Genomic DNA, 21,656 nt, shown 5'->3' with positions numbered 1-21,656 from the left:
CGGCCGCCGCTCGGCAAGGAGATCGCCGTGGATTTTCGCCTTACCGAGGAGCAGCAGCTCTTCCAGCGCAACGTTCGGGAATTCGTCGACCGCGAAATTGCTCCCACTGCTGCCGAGATCGACGAGCACGCCCGCTTCCCTGAGGCCAATCTCAAGAAGATCGCCGACCTCGGCCTGATTGGGCTCGGAATTCCCAGCGCCTACGGCGGCAGCGACGGCGACAGCACGATGGTCGCCATCGCGATTGAAGAGATCGCGCGCGGCTGCGCTTCCACAAGCACGGTGTATGCTGTGACGCTGTCGCTCTGCAATCATGTCATTTGGGCGTTCGGCAACGAGGACCAGAAGCGGCGCTATGTGCCGGCGCTCTCTCGCGGCGAACGGCTCGGGTGTTATGGGCTGACTGAGCCGGAAGCGGGCTCAGATGCTGCCTCGCTCCGCACTCGCGCTCGCCGCGACGGCGACGACTACGTCATCACGGGAACGAAGCAGTTCATTTCGAACGGCGACCGGGCAGACACCATGATCCTGTTCGCGACGGTCAATCCGGAGCTCCGGTCGCGCGGCATCACCGCGTTTATCGTTGAGACTAACCAGCCGGGCTACACTGTGCTGAAAGTGGAGAAGAAGCTCGGCATTCGCGGCTCCTCCACGGCCGCGCTCGCCCTTGAGAATGTGCGCGTGCCGGCGAGCAACCGCCTCGGCGAGGAGGGCGAGGGGTTCAAGATCGCGATGCAGGTCTTGGACTCGAGTCGCATCGGGATCGCCGCCCAAGCGGTTGGGATCGCCCAAGCCGCCTTTGAAGCGGCAGTTTCCTACGCCCGAGAGCGGCGGCAGTTTGGGCGGCCGATTGCGGACAACCAAGCGATTCAGTTCATGCTGGCCGACATGCGCACGCGGCTCGAAGCCGCGCGGCTGCTCACCCTCCGCGCGGCAGATATGCACGATCGCGGCCTCAAGCACTCTGCCGAGACGTCCATGGCTAAACTGTTCGCCAGCGAGGTGGCCGAGTTCATCACCTCAAAGGCGATCCAGATCCATGGCGGCTACGGCTACCTGCGCGACTTTCCCGTCGAACGCTACTATCGCGACGCCCGGATCACCCAGATCTACGAAGGGACGAGCGAAGTGCAGCGGATCGTCATCGCTCGCGATACGCTCAGCCGTTAGCTTCTCTCTCCCCGATTGGCCGACGGATCGCGCAGGACGCGGGCATCGCCCTGGCGCCGCGTGATCCGTCGTTCGTCGAGGTGCTCAAGGAGGCCGAGAGCGAACTTTCGGCTGGTGCCAAACCGATCGCGCAGCGCCGCAACGGTGATCGTGCCGTGCTCGCGCAGGTGCGCAACCACGCCTTCTACCAGCTCGCGGTACGCCTCCGCCGCAAAGATGACATTCTCGGCAACCCGCACCACCTGCCCGCTCTCGACGAGATAGCTGAGCAGCTCCGGGTCGTCGGGCGGAGCGGCGTTGGGAGCGTAGGGAGAAGCGCGCAGCGCAGCGAGATAGCGCTCAGCAGCGTTGCGCTGCGCCGGAGAGAGAGTTGGCGCAAAGCTCGGCAACCGAACGAGCGAGCCGCTCTCAGCGACGCCTCCGGTTGCGATCAGCTCGGCGAGCGTGTCGGGCCACATCTTCGCTCCGATACCGAGACGCGTGCGCAGCTCCTCGCGGGGCATGCCGGCGCGCAAGGGAAACAGCCGATGGTAGTTCGCGACGATCTCGCACGCGCGGTCGCGGAGCGCGCGCCAGCCAGCTTCTGACATAAGGAACGTGCCTGGTCCGAGCGGCCGTCCGGCGAGCACGCGGATGTCGCCGCTGCCGACCGCCGCCGCGAGGGCCTGCTCGGCCGCCTGCGGCGGAAGCGGCGTCCGCTTCAGCACCTCTGTCATCTCGGCAGGTTCTCGCGAGCGCACGAGGTGGACTAGGAAGTCGCGCTCGCTGCCGCGCTCGAGGGCGGCGAGCCGCTCGATCGTGCGCGGGTCTCGCCGGCGATGGCGCTTGACGTGCACGTCCACGACCTCGCCCCCGCCGAGGGTTTCGTTGGCAGAGCGGATGACGAACAAGTCGCCTTTCGTGGCCGCGATCGGGGCGGCGGTCCGGAGCTGCGCCCAGCCGGTTTCCCCCGGGAGGAGCGCGTCAGCCTCGAGAAGGCGCACCTTCGCTCCAACCTCGCTCGAGTAGAGGTGGAGGGTCACCTCGCTATTGTGCCGGAGCGGCCGCTCGAGGGAGCCGAGCACACGGATCCGCGCGTCAAAGGCGGTTGTTGGCTGAAGCCAGCCGGGTCGGACGACGAGATCGCCCCGGCGGAGGTCTGTTGTCGCGAGGCCCGCGAGATTGATCGCCACCCGACTGCCAGGGAGGGCCCGGTCGATCCTCGTGCGGTGCATCTGCAGGCCGCGGATGCGCGAGCGGTGTCCGCTCGGGACGATCTCGACTTCATCGCCGACAGCGAACGTTCCATCGATCAGTGTGCCGGTGACGACGGTGCCGAAACCGGCGATGGTGAACACCCGGTCGACCGGGAGACGCGGCCGGCCGCGGTCGGCGCGCGCCGCGTGCAGGCTCAGCCGCGCATCGATAGCGGCTTTCAGCTCGTTCAGCCCGGCTCCCGTCACTGCGGAGACCGTGAGGATCGGCGCGCCGGCGAGCGAGGTCGGGCGGAGCATCTCTTCGACGTCGGCGACCACGAGTTCGAGCCACTCTGGGTCGACAAGGTCGCTCTTCGTGATCACCGCGATGCCGTTGGAGACACGCAGCAGGTCGAGGATGGCGAGGTGCTCTCGTGTCTGCGGCATCACCCCTTCGTCGGCGGCGACGATGAGCAGCGCGAGGTCGATCCCGCCGACCCCGGCGAGCATGTTCTTGATAAATCGCTCGTGGCCGGGCACATCGACGATGCTCACCTCGCGTCCGCTCGGCAGGGTCAGCCAGGCGAAGCCGAGGTCGATCGTCATGCCGCGCTCCTTCTCTTCGCGAAGGCGGTCCGGGTCGATGCCGGTCAGCGCGTGGACGAGGGTTGACTTGCCGTGGTCGACGTGGCCGGCAGTGCCGAGCACGAACATGCTTGCGCTCCGCCCCGGAGTATACGCTGGCGGACCGGTGGGCGCGCAGGTTGCGGTATGATTGGTGCGCCGACGGCGCGGCAACGGGAGTGACCGCCGCTCTGGAGAGACGGCCAGCCCTTCCCCTCGACGCTACCGCCACGCCGCCCCTCGATATCACCACCTTTCGCCACCGCAGTGGCAGGGAGAGGACGATGGACCTTGCTCTCAGCGAGGAGCAGAGCTTGCTCGCGCGCGCAGCGCGGGAGTTTCTCGAGCGCGAAGCGCCGCTGACGCTGGTGCGCGCGATGGAAGAGGACCCGACGGGGTTTCCCGCTGCGCTCTGGAAGCAGATGGCCGACCTCGGCTGGTTCGGCTTGGCGCTGCCGAGCGCCGTTGGCGGCAGTGACGGGGACTTCGTCGACCTGTGCGTGCTGCTCGTCGAGCTCGGCCGGGCGCTCGTCCCGGGGCCGTTCCTCCCCTGTGTCGTTCCGGCGGCGAGCACGATTGCCCGTGCCGGCAGCGAGGAGCAGCGCCGCACGCTCGTGCCGGCAATCATTCGCGGCGAGCGGATTGTGACGTGGGCGGGCCAGGAGCCGGCAGCGCGCTATGACCCGACCGTGATTGAGACGACCGTCCGCGAGGAGGGAGAGGAACTGATCCTCAACGGCGTCAAGCTGTTTGTGGCGTATCCGCATATCGCTACCGACCTGCTTGTCGTCGCGCGCGACCGCGGTGGGCTCTCCTTGCTCCTTGTCGACGCGGCTGCGCCCGGAATTGAGCGGACCCGCCTCAATGTCGTCGACCGCGGCCAGCAGTACGAAGTGGTCTTCCGGGAGGTGCGCGTGCCGGCGACGGCGACGATCGGTCCCCGGGGCGGTGCCGCTGAGATCATTCGCCTTGCCCTTGCCGAATGGACGGTGGCGACGTGTGCGTTCATGGTGGGGGGGATGGAGCGCGCCTTCGAAATGGCAGTCGACTATTCGAAAACTCGGGTCCAGTTCGGCCGGCCGATCGGCTCGTTCCAAGCGCTGCAGCACAAGGCTGCGAATATGCTGGTCGATGTCGAAGGGGCGCGTCTTGTGACGTTTCAGGCGGCGTATCTACTGTTCCATGAGCCGCCAGCAGACCGCGAGGTGTCGATCGCGAAGGCGTGGACAAGCGAGGCGTATCGGCGGGTATGCACGGAAGCGCACCAGATGCACGGGGCGATCGGCTTTACTTGGGAGTACGATCTCCAGCTGTTCACGCGACGGATGCGGGTGCTCGAAGGGGCGCTCGGCGACGCCGATTACCATCGCAGGCAGGTGGCAGCGGCGCTGGGACTGTAAGGCAGTGGTGATGGACGGGGCGACGGCAGCGCGGGCTCGCCTCTCGGGAACGCGGCGTCTTGTCGTCAAGCTCGGGACCAATGTGCTGACGGGAGGCAAGGACCGGCTTGACCTTGCGCGCATTGCCAGCCTCGTTGAGCAGATCGCCCGCCAGTGGGCCGCTGGCCGTGAGGTGATCGTCGTCTCATCGGGAGCGGTTGCCGCCGGGCGGAGCCTTCTCTCCCGCGCTCACCTCGCCCACCATCGCTCGATGCCGCACCGCCAGATCCTCGCCTCAGTCGGCCAGAGCCGGCTGATGGCCGTCTACGACCAGCTGTTCGGCTGGCACGACATCATCGTGGCCCAAGCCCTCCTGACGCGCGCCGACCTCGCCGACCGGACGCGGTTCCTCAATGCGCGGACCACGCTCATCTCTCTCGTCGAGCACCGCGTCGTGCCGATTGTCAACGAGAATGACGTCGTGGCAGTCGATGAGCTGCACGATCTCACCTTCGGCGATAACGACGCGCTGTCGGGTCAGGTCGCGAACCTCGTCGATGCCGACCTTCTGCTGATCCTGACCGACATCGACGGCCTCTACACTAAGGACCCGCGCCGCGACCCGACAGCGCGGCGCCTCGCTTTCGTGCCGGTGGTGGATGACACTGTTGAGGCAATGGCTGGGGGGGTCGGCTCCGAGCGCGGGCGCGGCGGCATGCGGACGAAGGTCCAAGCGGCGCGCCTCGCGACGGCTGCCGGCACTGCCGTCGTGATCGCTTCCGGCAGCGCCGACGACGTTATCGCGCGGGTGCTTGCCGGCGAGCCGCTCGGCACGCTGTTTGCGCCGTCGCAGACCCGCCTCGAAGGGCGGAAGCGCTGGCTGCTGTCGGGGATGGGCAGCAAGGGCTGTATTCTCGTCGATGCTGGGGCAGCCGTCGCCATCCGCGAGCGCGGCAAAAGCCTCTTGCCGGCCGGCGTCGTCGCAGTCGAGGGCCGCTTCGAGCGCGGCGATACCGTCTCGATCCTCGCCCTCGATCGGACGCTCCTCGCCTACGGGACGACAAGCTACAGCGCTGCCGATATCGACCGCATCCGCGGCGTGAAAAGCCGGCACATTGCTGATGTCCTCGGCTACGACTACGGCGCCGAGGTGGTCCATCGCAACAATCTTGTGGTGATCGAACGCGGGGACGCCCGCCTCGACACCGTGACCGAAGTACTCGATCAAGGAGCGCGGGCATGACGACCTACCAGTTCGACCGCCACTGCCGAACGCCTCATTCGGAAGTCTATCTCATTCGGGCTGAGGGCGAAGAGGTCGGACGGATTGACCTCCATTACGGCCAGAATGTTGTTTATGGAACGCTCGTCGTTCTTGATGACCGCGATGCCGAGCAGATTTCTGAGCTGATTGAACTGATCGACGAGCAGCTCGTCCTCACTGCTGATGTGACTCGCGAAGACTTCGTGATCACGGTCTTTACGGGACGACAAGTCGGGATCTATAGCGACGACACGTTTGAGGAGGACGAGGACGATCTTGACGAGCAGCGGAATGGACATTAGCGCTCAGTACGAAAAATCGCGGATGATGACCGGCCGCATGCTGTCCTGGTAGAAGCCTTCGGCACGGAGATATTCGGGCGTCGTGCGGATGAGAATGCGCCGATAGCTTTGATCGTGCGGATGGGCGTCGCCTTGGCCGAACGCCTTTTTCCGCCGCTCGAAGAACGCTTGGACTTCGTCGGGGTCGTCGATCAGTTCTGCCCGGCCTTGCAGCCAGACACTGCGCGGAGCCCAGTCCATGCCGCCGCGGCCCTGCTTGTCTACCCAGAGGTAGCCGACGATTGGGTTGTTGCGAATGTGCTGCGTCTTGATGTGCAGGTCTTGGGTGATCGTTCCGACGATCCACCCTTCGACGAAGGTGCTGACCGGACGCATGATCGGCCGCCCGTCCTTTCGGAAGGTCATCAGGAACGACGGGATCTGGTTCCATTGCGTGATGAACCGGCGGATCTCCTCGCGCAACGAGTCGGCGATCTCCTTGGGGAGCTCGCGCTCGCCATCGTAGGTAACTCCCATCCCTCTCCTCCTCTGCAGGCAATAGTGCGCTCCCGCCGCTTCCGTGCGGACGGTGTCGCTTATCGGGTAGTCAGTATACCGCCGTTGCGCTGCTGCGGGCTGGCTGCGGCTCGGCGGGCGCGGCCGGGCTTGATCGTCCTCAGTATGCTTGTTACGCAGGACGCTGCTTGTCGGTCGGATTGGCACAACCTAGAATTACTTCGACAACGCTGAACCTTCGAGTGTCGCTTATCCCCGCCACGGGCCCCTCCCGTTGCCGTTGTGGCGGCGCTGCCTGAGGGAAAGGACCAGAACGTGGGACTGACCCGAGTTGCGATCTTTCGCCCTGTCTTCATGTCGATGGTGATCCTCGGGCTGGCCTTGCTCGGCGCAATCTCCTTCCGCGGCCTGAACGCCGAGCTGTACCCAACGGTCAGCTCGCCTTTTGTCACGATCGTCACTGCCTATCCCGGCGCGGCGCCGGAGGATGTTGAGCGGCTTGTCACCAAGCCGATCGAGGATGCCGTCGCGGGCATCAGCAACATCGACTATATCCAGTCGACCTCGGCGGAAGGACAGTCGATCGTCCTCGTCGCCTTTAACGACCGCGCGCGCGAAGATCTGGTGGCAGTTGAGGTGGAGCGCCGGGTGGGGGCGGCGCGGGGCCAACTGCCCAACGAGGCGCTCGCGCCGGTTGTCTCGAAGTTCGACTTCACTGCCACCCCGATCTACTTCCTCGCCGTGACAGGTGACCGTCCGCTCGAGGAGATTTACCGCATCGCCGATACCGACATCCGCCCTCGGCTCGAAGCGCTCGACGGCGTCGCGCAAGTCGCGCTTTCCGGCGGGCTGGCGCGCGAGATCCACGTCGTCGTCGACCCGGTCAAACTGGCGGCGTACAACCTGACCTACGACCAGATCATTGCCGCGCTCGCGCGCGACAATCAGAGCCGTCCCGGAGGCGCTCTCTCGGATGGCGACCGGTCACTGAATATTCGGCTCTCCGGTCTCTTCCAAACGACTGATCAGCTCGGGCAGCTCGTCATCGCCAATCCGGGGACGGGCCCGATCCTCCTCCGTGATGTCGCGACAGTCCAGCAGGCGACGAAGAAGGTCACCACGATCGCGCGCTTCAACGGCAAACCGGCGGTGGCGATCACGGTCAATAAAAATGCCACCGCGAATGAAGTCCAGACCGCCGACAATATCCGCCGCGCCGTGACCACGATCAATCGCTCGCTGCCGGCTGGGGTCCAAGTCGTTGAAGTGTTCGACCGGTCGGCGTTCACGCGCAACTCGCTCTATGGGGTGCAGCGAGCGCTGATCGAGGCGATCATCATCACGGGGCTGGTCCTCCTTGTCTTCCTGCACACCTTGCGCAGCACGACCATCGTTCTGTTCGCCATCCCGACGTCGCTGCTGACGACCTTCCTCTGGATGGCGATCCTCGGCTTTACGCTGAATATCATGTCGACCTTGGCGCTCGTGCTGGTGATCGGCGTCTTGGTCGACGACTCGATCGTCGTCATCGAAAACATCGTCCGTCACCTCGAACTCGGGGAGAATCCCTTCCAGGCTGCGCTCAACGGCCGTTCGGAGATCGGACTTGCTGCGATCGCGATCACGCTCGTTGATGTGGTCATCTTCTTGCCGGTTGCTTTTCTTTCCGGGATCACCGGCAGCTTCTTCCGCCAGTTTGGGCTGGTGATTGTCGCTGCGGTGCTGACCTCGCTCTTCATCTCCTTCACCTTGACGCCGATGCTGTCGTCGCGCTGGCTGAACCAGAAGGCGCTTCGGATTGGGGGCGGTCCTTGGGGCTGGTTTGTCCGCGGCTGGAATGCGATGTTCGACACGATCGAGCGCAACTATCAGCGCTCTCTCCATTGGCTGCTGACAAAGCGGTACCAGCCTCCTCTCCCCGGCGGCCGTTTCCTCGGGACAATCTTCGCGGCGCGCTGGATCCCGCCTTTGGTGGGTGCCGCGTCGCTTGTCCTCGCCTTCTCGCTGATCCCGCTTGGCTTCGTCAAATTCGAATTCATTCCGCAATCGGACGACTCGTTCATCCAGGTCGATGTCGAGCTGCCGCCGGGTTCGTCGCTTCAGGCGACCGAAGCAGTGCTCCGGAAGATCGAAGCCGAGCTGGATCAGATTCCCGAAGTGGAACAGTATCTCTCAACTGCAGGCAGCGGCGGCACCATCGGATTTCTCGCAACGGGCAGCAACACGCGCACCGGGCAGATCTTCGTTCGGCTGCATCCGCTCCATGAGCGCAAGCGCTCCGTCTTCGAAATCATCGAAGAGCTGAAGCCCAAGGTGCGCGGGATCGACGGCGCGATCGTCAATGTCACCAACGGCGGCGGCTTTTCCGGTCAGTATCCGATAGTCGTGCGCGTTCAAGGCCAGGACCGGGCAGAGGTGGAGCGGGTTGCCGCCCAAGTTGAGCAGATCGTGCGCTCGATCCCCGGCGTCGACACGGTGAGGAACAGTTCCTCGCTCGGGAATCCCGAATACCGGCTGGTCGTTGACCGCGATCGGCTTGCCGATGCCCGGCTGACTGCCGACCAGGTAGCGAGCGCCTTGCGCACGACGGTGGAGGGCACGGTTGCGACAAAGTTCCGGCCGACCGGCGGAAGCGAGCAGGATGTGCGGGTGATTGCGAATGTCGGCGCCCGCGGCTCGCTCAGCGGCATTGAGGCGGTGCCGATCACCGTCCTCCGGGATGGCCAGCCGGTGCAGGTCCGCATCGGCCAAGTGACGCGGGTCGAAGAGGTGGCTGGGCCGGCCGCGATCACGCGGCGCAACCGCGTGCCTCAAGCGACCATTCAAGCGTCGCTCGTTGGCCAGACCCCGCTCAATGACGTGACGAACCCCCTAGAGGCTCGGCTTGCCGAGCTCCGCCGCACGCTGCCGGATGGGATCACTGTCGCCCAAGGGGGAGAAGCCGAAGAGCAGGCCGAGGCATTCACCCAGCTTCTTTTCGCGCTCGCGCTCTCTATTGTGCTGATCTACATGCTGCTCGCCGCGCTCTATGAGAGCGTCGTTATGCCGTTTGCGACCATGTTCGCCTTACCCGTTGCCACGGTTGGCGCGTTCCTCGGTCTCGCCATCACCGGACTGACGCTCAATCTACTGTCGCTGATCGGCATGATCGTGCTGATGGGGCTGGTGGGGAAGAACGGAATTCTGCTCGTTGACTACACCAACACGCTGCGGCAGCGCGGGCGAAGCCGCTTGGAGGCGATCCTCGAGGCGGGCCCAACGCGGCTGCGCCCCATCCTGATGACCTCAGCGGCGCTCGTTTTCGGGCTGCTGCCCATCGCCATCGGCGCCGAGGAGGGCGGCCAACTCTACCGGAGCATCGGAGCGCTCATCATTGGGGGCATGATCACCTCTACGTTCCTGAGCCTCTATGTCGTGCCCTCGATGTACACCTTCTTTGACGACATGCATGGCGGGCTGCGGCGGCTGGCGAGCTGGCGGCCGTTCCAGCGGCGGCTTGCTCTCCCGGCGCAGGAGGGAGTGCCGGCACCTGTTCCCAGCGGCGTTCGCCTGACGACCGTAGATGACCTCGCGTAAGCCGACCGTGCTCTCGCGAGAGACGCCGCCGGCTAGCTTCGCCGTCGCGCTAGACGGAGGGGGTGCCCCTCGCTAGAATCCCCGGTCAGACGCCGTGCTGGCGGGACGGAGTAGGCTTGCACCTGACGGTCGTCCTTCCCACCTATAACGAGGTCCAAAACCTTCCGGTGATGCTCGACGCCCTGCTGAGCCTTCAGATCGCCGGATGTGAGTTGGATGTGCTTGTTGTGGACGACAACTCGCCGGACGGGACGGGACAGTTGGCCGACCAGCTCGCCGCGCAATCAGATGGCCGAGTCCGGGTTCTCCATCGTCCGGCAAAGCTGGGGCTTGGCCGTGCCTATGTCGACGGCTTCCGGCGGGCGCTTGCGGAGGGGGCCGACCTCGTTCTCGAGATGGACGCTGACTTCTCGCACAATCCGAAGTATCTGCCGGCGATGGTGGCGGCGATAGAAGATGCCGACGTCGTGGTTGGGTCGCGCTACGTGCCGGGCGGCATGGTCGACCCGACGTGGCCGCGCTGGCGCAAGTTCATCTCGTGGTGGGGCAGCGCCTACGCCCGCGCGATCCTCGGTCTGCGCGTGCGCGATGCGACTGCTGGCTTCAAGCTCTTTCGGCGTCATGTCCTTGAGCAGCTTCCTCTCGCTGAGACCCGGTCCAACGGCTACGCCTTTCAGATCGAAATCGCGTATCTCTGCGAACGCGCCGGGTTTCGGGTTGTTGAGATCCCCATCGTCTTCGACGACCGCACGGTCGGCGTCTCAAAGATGTCGCCGGCGATCGCGATCGAGGCGTCCTGGCGAGTGTGGCAGATCAAGCGGCGCTACTAGGCGTCGGGAGGGGACGCAAGGCAGGAGCGCGTCTCGGGCGCATCGGGGCGTTTGCTGCGCGCTCTCCCGATGGGCTCGCTGTCGGCGCGCTCGCGCTGGTGGCGGTGCTCTTCTGCGGCCGCTTCCTCTTCGGCGACCCGCTGCTTCCCGCTGATACGCTCTACACCGCGCCGCCCTGGAGCGCGTTCGCCGCCGAGCAGGGGGTCACTCGCGTCCACAACGAACTGATCGCCGACCTTATCCTGCAAAACTATTCTTGGAAGCGGTTTATCGCCGAGAGCTACCAGCGCGGCCAACTGCCGCTCTGGAACCCCTATCTTTTCGCGGGGCAGCCGTTTCTCGCAGCGGGCCAGTATGCCGCGCTGTATCCTTTCGGGCTGCTCTTTCTCGTCCTGCCGGTCGCGGCCGCCTATGCCCCCTTCGCGGCACTGCACCTCTTCTTTGCCGGCGCCTTCACCTATCTCTATCTGCGGATCATCGGCGTCCAGCGTCCGGCGGCATTCGTGGGCGCGGTCACCTTCGAACTCGCCGGCTTTCTCGTCGTCTCGTTCGTCTGGCCGATGATCCTGAGCGCTGCGGTGTGGCTGCCTCTCGGGCTGGCGATGTGCGAGCTCGTCGCGCGCTACCTCGAGCGAGGGCAGTGGGGAGCTGCCGGGCTCGGCCTCGCGCCCCCGGCACGGGTGGTTGTCCCGGTGGGGGCGCTTGCGGTCGGGATGCAGCTGCTCGCGGGGCACCTCGAGATCAGCTTCTATTTCCTCTTCACCTTGATGGCCTATAGCGCCGTCCGGCTGACGCTCTATCTCGCGCGCTCTCGCCAGCTGGTCGCGACCCTCCGCGCCGGGTTCGGGCTGCTGACGCTGGTCGGGATCGGCTTCGCCCTTGCGGCGGCGCAGGTCATCCCCTTCTTCGAGCTGATCCGCGAGAACTATCGTATCGGCCAAGTCACCTACGCCGAGGTCGTCGGGTGGGCGCTGCCGCCTCAGCATGTGCTGGCGTTCGCCATTCCGGACATTTTCGGCAACCCCACTCACCATCACTATTTCAATCTCGTCACCGGCCGGCTCGAGCCGGTGAGCGGCTCGCGCGATGCGTTCGGCAACGTGCGCGACTATCCGTTTTGGGGGGTGAAGAACTACGTCGAGGGGGCGGTCTATGTTGGCCTCGCCCCGCTCGTGCTCGCAGGGCTGGCGCTGCTCCGCCGGCGCGACCGCTACACCGCGTTCTTCGGCGGCTATCTGCTCTTCTGTCTGCTGCTCGCCTTCGGCACGCCACTCTACTTTCTCATCTGGCAGATCCCCGGCGTGAACCAACTGCACACGCCGTTCCGATGGGTCTACCCGGCGACCTTCTGCCTCGCGGTGCTGGCCGCGCTCGGCGCGGAGACGTTGCTGCGCCGCCGCTCGGACATGCCGGCGCTCCTCCCCGCTTCGGCTACTCAACAGGACCCAGCTGCTCAGCCGCTTGGAGGAGGCGACCAGCTTCCTGCCGAGACAGCGCCGGGTGCGCGGCCCGACCGGATAGCGAAACGGCTGGCGCTTGGCTGTGCCGCGCTCGGGCTGGCGATCGGTGCAGCGATCGCGCTCAGCCGGCTTGCCCTCGGGCCGACGCTCGCGGCTGCCGAAGCGCTGCTCGCTCGCTCAACGAGCTTGCGGCGCGCCTTTCCCACGGCAGAGATGTTCTACTCCTATGAAGCGGGCGTGGTAGCCGGCTTCGCGCTCATGCTGCTGCTTGTGGCCGCCGCGTTCTGGATCGTCTCACGTCGGCCGACGGCTGGCGTGGTGGCGATTGGGGTCGTGACGGCGGTCGACCTGACTGTCGCATTCGGGGGGTTCAATACGGCGAGCCCCGTTCGTCTCGCCGAATTCGTCCCGCCTTCCATTGCCGCGATCAAGGCGGACCCGGGACTGTTCCGGATTACGTCCTTCAACTATGACGATACGCTCCGCCCGAACAGCAATATGCTGTTCGGGCTTCCCGACATTCGGGGCTATGACACCGTGATCTTGCGCTCCTATGTCGACTATTGGTCGCTCATGGAGCCCCCGAGTGGGCTGCTCTACAGCATGATCAACAAGCTGACCGAAGCGAGCTCGCTGCAGTCGCCCCTGCTCGACCTCCTCGGCGTGAAGTATGTCCTCACCACGCAGAACATCGGGCTTCCGGGCTGGACGGAGGTCTACCGCGGCGAGATTAACGTCTATCGAAATGAACGCGCTCTTCCCCGCGCTTTTGTGGTCGGCACGGTTGTCCCAGTCCGAGATGCCGCAGAGGCGCGGGCGGTGATTACCCGACCGGACTTCGATCCGCGAGCGGTGGCGGCGGTAGAGGGTCCGGCGGGACTAGCGCGCAGCGGCGGGACTGGCTCGGCCGAACTCGTCCGCTATGAGCCTACTCGGATTGAGATTATCGCCCGCGCGGATGCGCCAGCGCTTCTGCTCCTGACCGATAGCTACTTTCCGGGGTGGCGCGCCACGCTCGATGGGCGCGAGGTCGAGATTTTCCGCGCCAACAGCCTGTTCCGAGCGATCGAACTGCCGCCGGGCGAGCATCGCGTCGTCTTCCGCTACAGTCCGCTCAGCTTCCAACTGGGCGCCTATCTCTCGCTCATGGGGCTGTTTGCGATCGTGTTGGGCCTTGCCTACGCGCTCTGGTCGGCCGTCTATCGCGCTCCGCACGATGGGACGACGCTTCAGCGGATCCTGAAGAACAGCTTTGCCCCGATGGCGACCCAGCTGGCCAACCGGCTCGTTGACCTCGCCTTCGCCGTCGTTGTCGCCCGACTGCTCGGCCCTGCTACCGTCGGCGAATACGCGTTCGCCGTCGTCCTGATCGGGTATTTCCAAATTTTCACCGACTTTGGGCTGGGCACCCTGCTGACGCGCGAAGTCGCCCAAGACCGGACGCGAGCGCGAGACTACCTTGCGAACATTATCGGGCTGCGTCTCGGCTTGGTGATCGCTTCGCTGCCGGTAGTCGCGAGCCTGGTCGCGCTCTACTGGACGGCCTTCAACTTGACGCCGGCTGGCGCTCTGACGATCGCGTTCTTCGCCCTCGGGTTGATCCCGGGGGCGCTCAGCGCGTCATACAGCGCCGTGTTCTACGCGTTCGAGAAGATGGAATACCCGGCGATGCTGACAAGCATCGCCACGCTTCTCCGAGTCGCGCTCGGCTTGGCAGCGCTGCTGAGCGGGTTTGGCATTGCGGGGCTTGGCGCGGTCTCACTCATTGTCAATGTGGTGACGGCGCTTATCTTCTGGCGGCTGCTCGCGACGACGTTCTTCCAGCCAACCTGGCGCTTCGACTGGACCGCGGCGCGGCGGCTGTGGGTGTTGTCCTTTCCGCTCATGATCAACAACTTTCTGAGCAGTGTCTTCTTCCGGATCGATGTGCTCTTTCTTAAGCCGATGCAGGGCGATGCGGCGACAGGGTATTACACGACGGCGTATAAGTTTATCGATGGCCTGAATATCATTCCCTCATTCTTCACCCTCGCGGTCTTTCCGATCTTCAGCCGCTATGCCGTCTCTTCGACGGAGCGGCTGCGTTTAGGCTTCGAACGCTCGCTGAAGCTGTTGCTCAGCATCAGCTTGCCGATTACGGTGCTGACCACTCTGCTAGCAGGACCGATCATCCTTCTCTTTTTTGGAGAAGAGTTTCAGCCGTCGGTTATCGCGCTTCAAATTCTGATCTGGTTCCTGCCATTCAGTTACGTCAATTCAATCACGCACTATGTGCTTATTGCGCTCAATCGTCAGCGCTATCTCACCTTTGCCTTTGTGATTGGCGTTACTTTCAATATTGTCGCGAATATTCTTGTCATTCCGCAGTTCAGCTATCCCGGCGCTGCCGCCGTGACGGTGCTGAGCGAGATCGTCCTGTTGCTGCCGTTCTTCTACGCGATCAGGCAGGATCTGCGATGGCTGCCTTCGCCGCGCCTGCTGCTGCGCCCCGCTCTTGCCGCCGGGATCGCTGGCGGCGCGGTCATGCTTCTCGCAGCGAGCGTGCCGTGGCCGGTCCTCGCGATCGTCGGCGGCGCGATCTATCTCCCGGCGCTTGCGCTTGTTGGAGGGATCGACCGCGAGGATCTCGCGCTCGTGCGGCGGCTAGCCGGGCGCGACCGCCGCGCGCGTGTCGACGCCGCCGCCGAACCGGCTCGCTAGCATGACCGTTGCGCTGCCGCCCCCAACGGCGCGAGTGCGCAGCGTGTGGACGGCTGCGCCGTGGCCGCTATCCGCCGCGGCGGTGCTGCTTTGTGCCCTTGGCGTCCGGCTTGCCGGTCTCAGTGACCTCGTCCTCTTCGGCGACGCGGCGGCGAGCGTCTTTTTCGCCATGCAGGGCTGGGGCGGGATCGCGCCGGCGACTGCTGTCGATAGCCATCCGCCGGGCTACTACTACCTGCTGCGGCTGAGCCTCGATCTCATCGGCTGGAATGAACTTGGCGCTCGGCTGCCGTCGCTGTTCTGCGGCGTCCTGCTTGTCGCGCTGCTTCTCGCTGCTGGCCGCCAGCTCGCTGGCGCAGGCGCGGGGACGGCGGTCGGCCTCCTCGCCGCGATCAGTCCGACGCTTGTTGTCTCCAGCCGGCAGCCGCGCATGTATGCGCTCCTTGCGCTGCTCTCGCTCCTCGTGCTCCTGCTCGCTGCCCGACCGCAACGGTCATGGCGTCACGCTCTCGCTCTCCTGGTGTTCGCGTGGGCGGCATTGATGACCCACTACTTCGCTGTCGTTGTCATCGTTGCCGCCGCAGTTGTCGCGTTGCTCTCTTCTCCTGTCGGCGCACGCTCTCTCCGTCGGGGAGATGGCGGCGGCGCGGGGTCGGCAGTTCCGCCGGCAAGGAGCACGGGAGAGCGGCGGACTGAAGTGCTTCGCGCGCTTGCTGCCGCCATCCGCTCGCTCTGGCCGTTCGGGGGAGCAGGCGCACTCTGGCTGCCGTGGCTCGCCTCTGCGCTCGGCGAGTCGCTGCGCCACACTGAGCGGACCATCGCCGGCGTGGCCCCCCAGCCGACGGCGCTTCACTTCCTCGGCTCGCTCGCGGTGGCTGTGCCGGTGGGCACGTTTGTTCCGCTCGTCCCCGCGGTCCTACTGGCGCTTCTCTGGTGGGCAGTCGCCGGCGGAGCCCTACTCTCTGCCCGACGCTGGCCTCGCTGGCCGCTGCTCGCCGCCGGCGCTGTACTCGTTGGCGCAACAGCGATCTATGTCGCTCAGCCCCTCTTTGGACGTCCCCGATTCTTTATCGGGCTTGTTCCCCTCGTCCTCCTCGCGATCGCTGTGCCGCTCGCTGCGCTTCGCCGCTCTTGGGCTCTGCTTGCGGGCGGCGCGCTCGCGGTCATCACGCTCCTTGCGCTCGCCATGACGCTGCCGGTCGAACGAGGGATGCTCGAACCGGATGCCGTTCGGCTTGGAGAGGAGCTGGCCGGAGCGAGCGCGCAGGACGCGGTCATTCTTCAGCCGTGGTGGCAGGCCGGCTACTTGCGCATCCGCCTCGACCCCCTCCCGCGTCTGGTGGCAATGCGGGATCTGCCTCCGTCCGAATGGCCGGCACTGCTCGGAGAGGGCCGCCAGCTGTGGCTTGTCTTCACGGGCGTTGGGCGGCGCGATCCTGCCTTTCCCCTCGAAGAGTGGCTTGATCGCGCGGCGTATCGGGTCGACGAGCGGATGATCGGTGCGCTGCGGGTTGCCCGCTACGTCGCCGCGCCCGACCCCCTCCTGCCGCCGCCGACCGCGCTCCCGAATGGGCTCGCGATCGCGGCGGCTCCTGCGAGCCGAGAGCTGACCGCCGGAGCGCCGCTTCCTGTTCTCGTCAGCTGGGAGGCGAGCCGTTCCGTCGAGGAGCGCGTCGTGCTCTTCCTCCACCTTCGCGGCCAGGATGGGAGCGGCTGGGCCGGCCGCGATGAAGAGCCGGATACCGGCATGCGCCTCTCTGGCCAGTGGGCGGCAGGGGAGCGGCTGCTGGAGCGGCGGGGGCTTGTCGTCCCTGCATGGACACCGCCCGGCGTCTACCGCGTGGTTGCGGGGGCCTACCGACGGAGCGACGGCGGCCGCATTGGGAACGACGTCGACCTCGGCGAAGTGCGGGTCAGGCGCGCCCCGTCGACTGGGCGGACGCTCGCCGTGTTTGACAATCGGTTCGCCCTGGAAGCGGTGCGGCTTCTTCCTTCCGACGCGGGGGCGGCGCGCCGGACGACGATTGAGACCGTCGACGGTCCACAGACCCTGTTTGAGCTGAGCACGGCGCGAGCAGGGCAAGCTCTGACGGTAGTGCTGAACTGGCGGCTGGTCGGCCCGGCAGCGCCGGCGGTCGCTTCCCTTCGGCTGCTCGACCAGCACGGCCGGGTTGTCGCCGAGCGCGAGCAGCCGCCTGCTGGTCCTGCCGACCCACCGGCGCTGTGGGCGGCGGAGGGGGTCGCGAGCGGCCGCTTCGACCTTGCGCTTTCGGGCAGCCTGCCTCGCGGCCGCTATCAGCTCCAGCTGCGGCTGCTCCGCCCCGATGGAGCGCCGCTTCCGGTGCAGGGACGTGAGGCGCTCACGCTTGGCTGGGTCGCGCTCGACGATTAGCGGCGGCGCACCAGGTTTCCGACTGCGGCAAACCCGAGGCCAGCGCCTGCAACGATGAGGAAGCCGGCGGCGTGGCTGCGCAGTCCATCGTAGTAGCCGCGGTCGCGTCCGATCAGCCAGCCGAGGAAGCCGGCAGTCAGCGCGCCGAGCGAAATGGCGGCAGGGACCAGAAGCGGATTGGGCTCACGGTTCATTGGTGACCGTTCCGGCGCGCGGCAAGGCGGTCGTCGAGCCATTGGCGGCCGCCAATGGCGCCAGCGAGCACCGCTGCCACGCCATACTCAATGATCGGGATGCGCAACGGCTCTTCGGCGGCACGGAGGCCGCGCTTGCGGTAGCCGAGGATCGCGCCGGCGAGCGAGGTTGCGGCGATCGCCAGCTGGGTCCGCAGTTTCAGCCCCAGGCCCTGCATCTGCGTCAGAACGAACATCGCAATGAAGCCGAAGGCGAACATCGTCCAGTTGCGGGGATGGCGGATCAGGGCGACCAGCACGCCGTGCGGCAGCACCGCCAGCTCAAGCAGGGTTGTCCACCAAGGGTTGATGTGGGAGCGGGTGAACATCAGGCTGCCCTGCATCAGCAGCCAGAACATGTAGATCAGCCCGCTCAGGTGCCCTTGGTTCCCTTCCATCGGGTGATACCAGAAGGTGAAGGTCGTTGCCCACGACATGTAATAGCCGTGGTACTTGCGGACAAAGTCGATCACCCGGCGCGGGAAGGGAAGCGGCTTTCCGAAGATCATCCCGCGGCGGGGATTTTCAATCAGCAGCGCGAGGCACAGGAGCAGGATAACCGAGCCTTGCGACGCCCACACCGAGATCCGGCGCGCCAGCCCGTCGTACCAGAGGTGGGTCTGGATGAGGTGGAGGATGGCGAAGACGGTGTTGCCGAGAAGGGCGACAACGTTGACGGGGTGTACGGTGTCGACATACTTGCGCGGGCGGGTCTGCGCCCAGTAGATGCAGCCCCACTGGAACAGCTGATGGAGAACATAGAGCACCCAGGCGCTCAGTTCTCCCATCGGGTGGGGCTGGCGCGCTTGGTACGGGTAGATATCTTCCTCCCGTTTCGGGATGGGGTCGAGGCGTTTGCCGAGGAGACGGGTCAGTAGGGTGAGCGCAACGCTCACCGCAACGCCAGCGCCTAGGACCTTTAGTTCGCCGCTCGAGATCGCAGGTCGCGCAGTCATGGGGCCGACACCTCACTCTCGACGCGCTCTGAAGCTGCGCGCGTTGAATCGCCATCATCCGCTGGAATGGGAGGCAGCGTGATCAGTCGGTAGCGCTCGATCACGGCGTCACAGTCGTCGCAGAGATAGTGGCGCTCCCGGCGGTAGCGAGGCGGGGCGTCGCTTGGGCTGATCAGCACGCGGAACGTCCGCGCGTTGAGATGCGCCACGCAATAGCGTCCACTGCAGAGGGAGCAAGGCGTCTGAGGAGCGCGCGCGCTGCACGCCGGGGCACCGCACAACCCTTCGCTATTGCGGAGCCGGGCGCGGCGCCGGCTTGCCAACGCAACGCCGATGACGCCTGTCTTCATCTGGCAGCGGGCGCGGAAGCAGACCCACTCCCGCTCGGCGCCCTCGCCGCCATGCCGAGCACAGAAGGGACGGTTGCAGTAGTGGCAGACGCCAACCGCCGTCTCGCCGCACGGGCGGAAAAGACCGGACCGAGACTCACATTGGAGCGCCATCGTCGCCCTCGCTGGCGAGGCGGATTATAGTCTCAGTTCAACAAGCGGACAAATGAGTTATGTTGACACCCCGAACGACTCCGCGATCTCGCGCAGTTCGCTTTCGCCGGGCCGCGCAAATCCTCCGCCCCGGGAGCGGACGATGCCCAGCGCGCGGCGGAGGTCGACGAGGGTCTCGGCCATCTTCACCCCGCTCGTGATCAGGTCGACGATCGCCTGCCCCGTCTCCGGAACTTGGAGGGCGCGCTCGTGGACGAGGATGACCGAGATGATCGTGTCGCCCGCGATGATCGCGTCCGCTCCGCGCTCTTGGAGCCGCCGCGCGGCGGCGTGGAATTCGGCGACGATCGCATCGTGCTCGCTTGCTTGGATCTTGGCGATGAGGTCGGGCAGCGGCATTCGCACGTGGTCGAACCCGGCGATCTTCGGCCCGAGACCGTATCGCTCAAGGTTGCGGCGGTGGTAGTTCTGGTATTTGGCCGGCGGGTAGCCGGGGGGCGGCGGGATGGTGACAACCCCAATGCGATCGCCCCACATCGCCGCGAGATGCGCGGCCGCTTCCAAGATGCCGACGACCGGGATGTCAAGCAGCTCTTTCGCGATGTCAAGGCCGGGGTCAAGGCTTTGGCCGATGATCGCGCCATCGTAGCCTTCTCGTTCCGCCTCGCGCAGCCGGTCCACTACTTCGGCCGCCGTGAGCAGCCCGACAAGTTCGAAGGCGTAGAGGGCGGTGCTCTTCGCGCCGCGCCGGGCAGGCTGAATGACGACCTCGGTGTCCGGCCGACGCGCGCGATCGATCGCCTCGCGGACGCGCTCAAAGACCACCGATCGAAAGGGAGAGAGCGGCGCCGGATATTGATACCACAGCCGCATGCCCGCCATTGTCGCCTTCCCCTGACGCGGTCGTCACGCAGTGGCGCCGCCCTTCCTCTGATGGGCGCCTCTGCCATCGAGAGCAGGCGTTATGCTGCGTGCTCCCGCTCGTTCATCCTATCCTACTTCAGGAAAGGGAATGGAGGTCGAGGCGGATGTCGTCGCTCTCGCTCCGATGGTGGTGGCTCGATCGACCGGGGGCACGGGTGCGGGGCTACACCGTGGGGGCGGGTCCGCCGCTCCTCCTGCTGCACGGCGGTCGCGACAATGCGCGCTGCTGGTACGAGCAGCTGCCGGTCTTTGCGCGATCCTTCCGCGTTATCGCTTTTGACGCTCGGGCGCACGGCGAAACCCGCGTCTTCGACGGGGACTACTCCACGGCGGCGATGGTCGCCGATGCGCGCGCGGTGCTGGACGCGGAACGCGCCGGACGAGCGGCAGTGATCGGCTACTCGATGGGAGCGGCGGTCGCCGTCCGCCTCGCCCTTGCAGCGCCAGAACGCGTCAGCGCGCTCGTTCTCGTTGGCTTCGGCGGCAATGCCGACGCGGCGCGTCCCCAAGACGTGCCGGCACTGCGCGCTGCCTGGGAGCGGGATCAGGCGCTGCTGCGGGAGGGCGGACTGGCTGCGCTCCTCCCGCGCCGACTGCAGCGGCTGTTCTCCCCGGCCTTCTCCGCCGAAGCGGCCGAACGGTACTGCTCGGCCTTCCTTGCCAGCGACCCGAGCGAACTGCTGCGCCGGCCGCTGCCCGACCTCGGTATTGTCGACCTTGCCGCGGTGAGCGCGCCGACCCTCGTGGTGGCAGGCGAAGCGGACGCGGTGTTCTCGCCGCAACTCGGCCGGGCGGCGGCCGCGCAGCTGCCGAACGCCCGTTTTGTCGCGATCCCGGGCGGCCATGCCTGCCACCTCGAATCGCCGGCGCTCTTCAACGCTGTGGTCGAGGAGTTTCTCGCTTCCCACGTCGGGGGATGAGCGGCCTCCCTTCGAGCGCGCTGTCCGGAAACGCTGTTAGGGCCCGCGCTATTCCCAGAGATACTCTGGACCGGAATAGCGCTCGCGGACGCTCACCCCCTCGCCGATCGTCCCGCCGGCGCGCAAGATTTCGGAGTAGCGCTGGAGGCGCTTGCGCTGCTCTTCGAGTTCGTGCGCGACCCACGCGATCTTATCCTTGGGGACAACGCAGACGCCGTCGCCGCTGCCGACAATGACGTCGCCCGGGTTGACGATCACGCCGCCGCAGACGACAGGCACGTTGATCGAGCCGCCGGTATAGCGGACGCTGTGGCAGGCGACCGGCCCGCGGCTGAAGACCGGAAAGCCCTTCTCGCAGAGGTAAACCCAGTCGGAGCAGGCGCCGTCGATCACCGCGCCCGCGAGGCCCTTCTGGAGACCGGTCGCCGCCATTCCCCCGCCGAAGCAGAGGGTGTCCATCCTGCCGCCGGCGGCGACGACGAGCACATCGCCCGGCTCCATCAGGTCCATTGCCAGCATGGGAAGGCCGGCGTCGGGCTCATCGAGCTGGACGGTGACTGCGGGACCAATCATCCGCCACGTAGGAACGGCGGGCTGGATGGCAGGGTCCATAACGCCGAATCCCCGAACGAAGCTCCCGACATACGTCGCCCGCGGCTCGCCAAGCGAAGCGATTGCCTCCTTACTTGGCCGCTCGATTTTGGTGATGATGCGATACGGCACGCGGCTCCTCCTTCAGTGAGCGTTGCTTCG

General features: G+C 66.0%; 16 protein-coding genes. 9 read left to right on the top strand and 7 right to left on the bottom strand.

Features of this window, described 5'->3' with window-relative positions:
- Window positions 1-27 precede the first annotated feature (27 nt).
- Window positions 28-1,170: an acyl-CoA dehydrogenase gene (locus NZ773_11345; GenBank protein MCS6802519.1), complete on the top strand. Its 1,143-nt coding sequence runs from the start codon at window positions 28-30 to the stop codon at window positions 1,168-1,170.
- Here NZ773_11345 and selB read toward each other — a convergent pair.
- Window positions 1,167-3,059: a selenocysteine-specific translation elongation factor gene (selB, locus tag NZ773_11340; GenBank protein ID MCS6802518.1), complete on the bottom strand. Its 1,893-nt coding sequence runs from the start codon at window positions 3,057-3,059 to the stop codon at window positions 1,167-1,169. The genes NZ773_11345 and selB overlap by 4 nt on opposite strands.
- 194 nt (window positions 3,060-3,253) lie before the next feature.
- On the opposite strand from selB, the gene NZ773_11335 reads away from it, so the two are divergent.
- The 3 genes from NZ773_11335 to NZ773_11325 are packed head-to-tail and all read left to right on the top strand — an operon-like array spanning window position 3,254 to window position 5,914.
- Entirely contained in the window at window positions 3,254-4,369 is a 1,116-nt protein-coding gene (locus NZ773_11335; GenBank protein ID MCS6802517.1) for an acyl-CoA/acyl-ACP dehydrogenase, read from the top strand.
- 10 nt (window positions 4,370-4,379) lie between these two features.
- Window positions 4,380-5,591: a glutamate 5-kinase gene (gene proB, locus NZ773_11330; GenBank protein MCS6802516.1), complete on the top strand. Its 1,212-nt coding sequence runs from the start codon at window positions 4,380-4,382 to the stop codon at window positions 5,589-5,591.
- Entirely contained in the window at window positions 5,588-5,914 is a 327-nt protein-coding gene (locus tag NZ773_11325; protein ID MCS6802515.1) for a hypothetical protein, read from the top strand. Before proB ends, NZ773_11325 begins: the two co-directional genes overlap by 4 nt.
- 3 nt (window positions 5,915-5,917) lie before the next feature.
- Here NZ773_11325 and NZ773_11320 read toward each other — a convergent pair whose 3' ends face one another.
- On the bottom strand, window positions 5,918-6,430 hold the full coding sequence (locus NZ773_11320) for a pyridoxamine 5'-phosphate oxidase family protein (GenBank protein MCS6802514.1): 513 nt from the start codon (window positions 6,428-6,430) through the stop codon (window positions 5,918-5,920).
- A gap of 294 nt (window positions 6,431-6,724) precedes the next feature.
- Between NZ773_11320 and NZ773_11315 the strand changes: the two genes are divergently transcribed.
- The 4 genes from NZ773_11315 (at window position 6,725) to NZ773_11300 (ending at window position 17,367) form a co-directional block, all read left to right on the top strand.
- Window positions 6,725-9,985, top strand: a complete 3,261-nt coding sequence (locus NZ773_11315) for an efflux RND transporter permease subunit (protein MCS6802513.1) — start codon at window positions 6,725-6,727, stop codon at window positions 9,983-9,985.
- Between the two features lie 116 nt (window positions 9,986-10,101).
- Complete coding sequence (locus NZ773_11310; GenBank protein MCS6802512.1) at window positions 10,102-10,815, top strand: polyprenol monophosphomannose synthase; 714 nt, start codon at window positions 10,102-10,104, stop codon at window positions 10,813-10,815.
- Window positions 10,791-14,975, top strand: a complete 4,185-nt coding sequence (locus NZ773_11305) for an oligosaccharide flippase family protein (protein ID MCS6802511.1) — start codon at window positions 10,791-10,793, stop codon at window positions 14,973-14,975. The genes NZ773_11310 and NZ773_11305 overlap by 25 nt, the downstream gene beginning before the upstream one ends.
- Window positions 14,976-15,057: 82 nt before the next feature.
- Window positions 15,058-17,367, top strand: a complete 2,310-nt coding sequence (locus NZ773_11300; protein ID MCS6802510.1) for a glycosyltransferase family 39 protein — start codon at window positions 15,058-15,060, stop codon at window positions 17,365-17,367.
- On the opposite strand, the gene NZ773_11295 is transcribed toward NZ773_11300, so the two are convergent.
- From NZ773_11295 to NZ773_11280, 4 genes are all read right to left on the bottom strand, one after another.
- Window positions 17,364-17,561 (bottom strand): hypothetical protein, encoded by a 198-nt coding sequence (locus tag NZ773_11295; GenBank protein MCS6802509.1) that lies wholly within the window; start codon window positions 17,559-17,561, stop codon window positions 17,364-17,366. The two genes, NZ773_11300 and NZ773_11295, sit on opposite strands and share 4 nt — an antisense overlap.
- On the bottom strand, window positions 17,558-18,556 hold the full coding sequence (locus tag NZ773_11290; protein ID MCS6802508.1) for a hypothetical protein: 999 nt from the start codon (window positions 18,554-18,556) through the stop codon (window positions 17,558-17,560). The genes NZ773_11295 and NZ773_11290 overlap by 4 nt, the downstream gene beginning before the upstream one ends.
- Window positions 18,553-18,765: a hypothetical protein gene (locus tag NZ773_11285; protein MCS6802507.1), complete on the bottom strand. Its 213-nt coding sequence runs from the start codon at window positions 18,763-18,765 to the stop codon at window positions 18,553-18,555. The genes NZ773_11290 and NZ773_11285 overlap by 4 nt, the downstream gene beginning before the upstream one ends.
- 351 nt (window positions 18,766-19,116) lie before the next feature.
- Complete coding sequence (locus NZ773_11280) at window positions 19,117-19,932, bottom strand: aspartate/glutamate racemase family protein (GenBank protein MCS6802506.1); 816 nt, start codon at window positions 19,930-19,932, stop codon at window positions 19,117-19,119.
- Window positions 19,933-20,087: 155 nt separating this feature from the next.
- Here NZ773_11280 and NZ773_11275 point away from each other — a divergent pair, with 155 nt between their 5' ends.
- Window positions 20,088-20,903 carry an alpha/beta hydrolase gene (locus NZ773_11275; protein MCS6802505.1) on the top strand — a complete coding sequence of 272 codons (816 nt, stop codon included), beginning with the start codon at window positions 20,088-20,090 and terminating at the stop codon, window positions 20,901-20,903.
- Between the two features lie 48 nt (window positions 20,904-20,951).
- Here NZ773_11275 and NZ773_11270 read toward each other — a convergent pair whose 3' ends face one another.
- Window positions 20,952-21,626 carry an RraA family protein gene (locus NZ773_11270; protein ID MCS6802504.1) on the bottom strand — a complete coding sequence of 225 codons (675 nt, stop codon included), beginning with the start codon at window positions 21,624-21,626 and terminating at the stop codon, window positions 20,952-20,954.
- Window positions 21,627-21,656: the final 30 nt, after the last annotated feature.

This window comes from Dehalococcoidia bacterium (genome assembly GCA_025054935.1).
In the GTDB taxonomy this organism is placed as follows: Bacteria; Chloroflexota; Dehalococcoidia; order SpSt-223; family SpSt-223; genus JANWZD01.
Note: the sequence above shows the minus strand (reverse complement) of the source record. Positions and strands in the feature narration are given on the sequence as shown.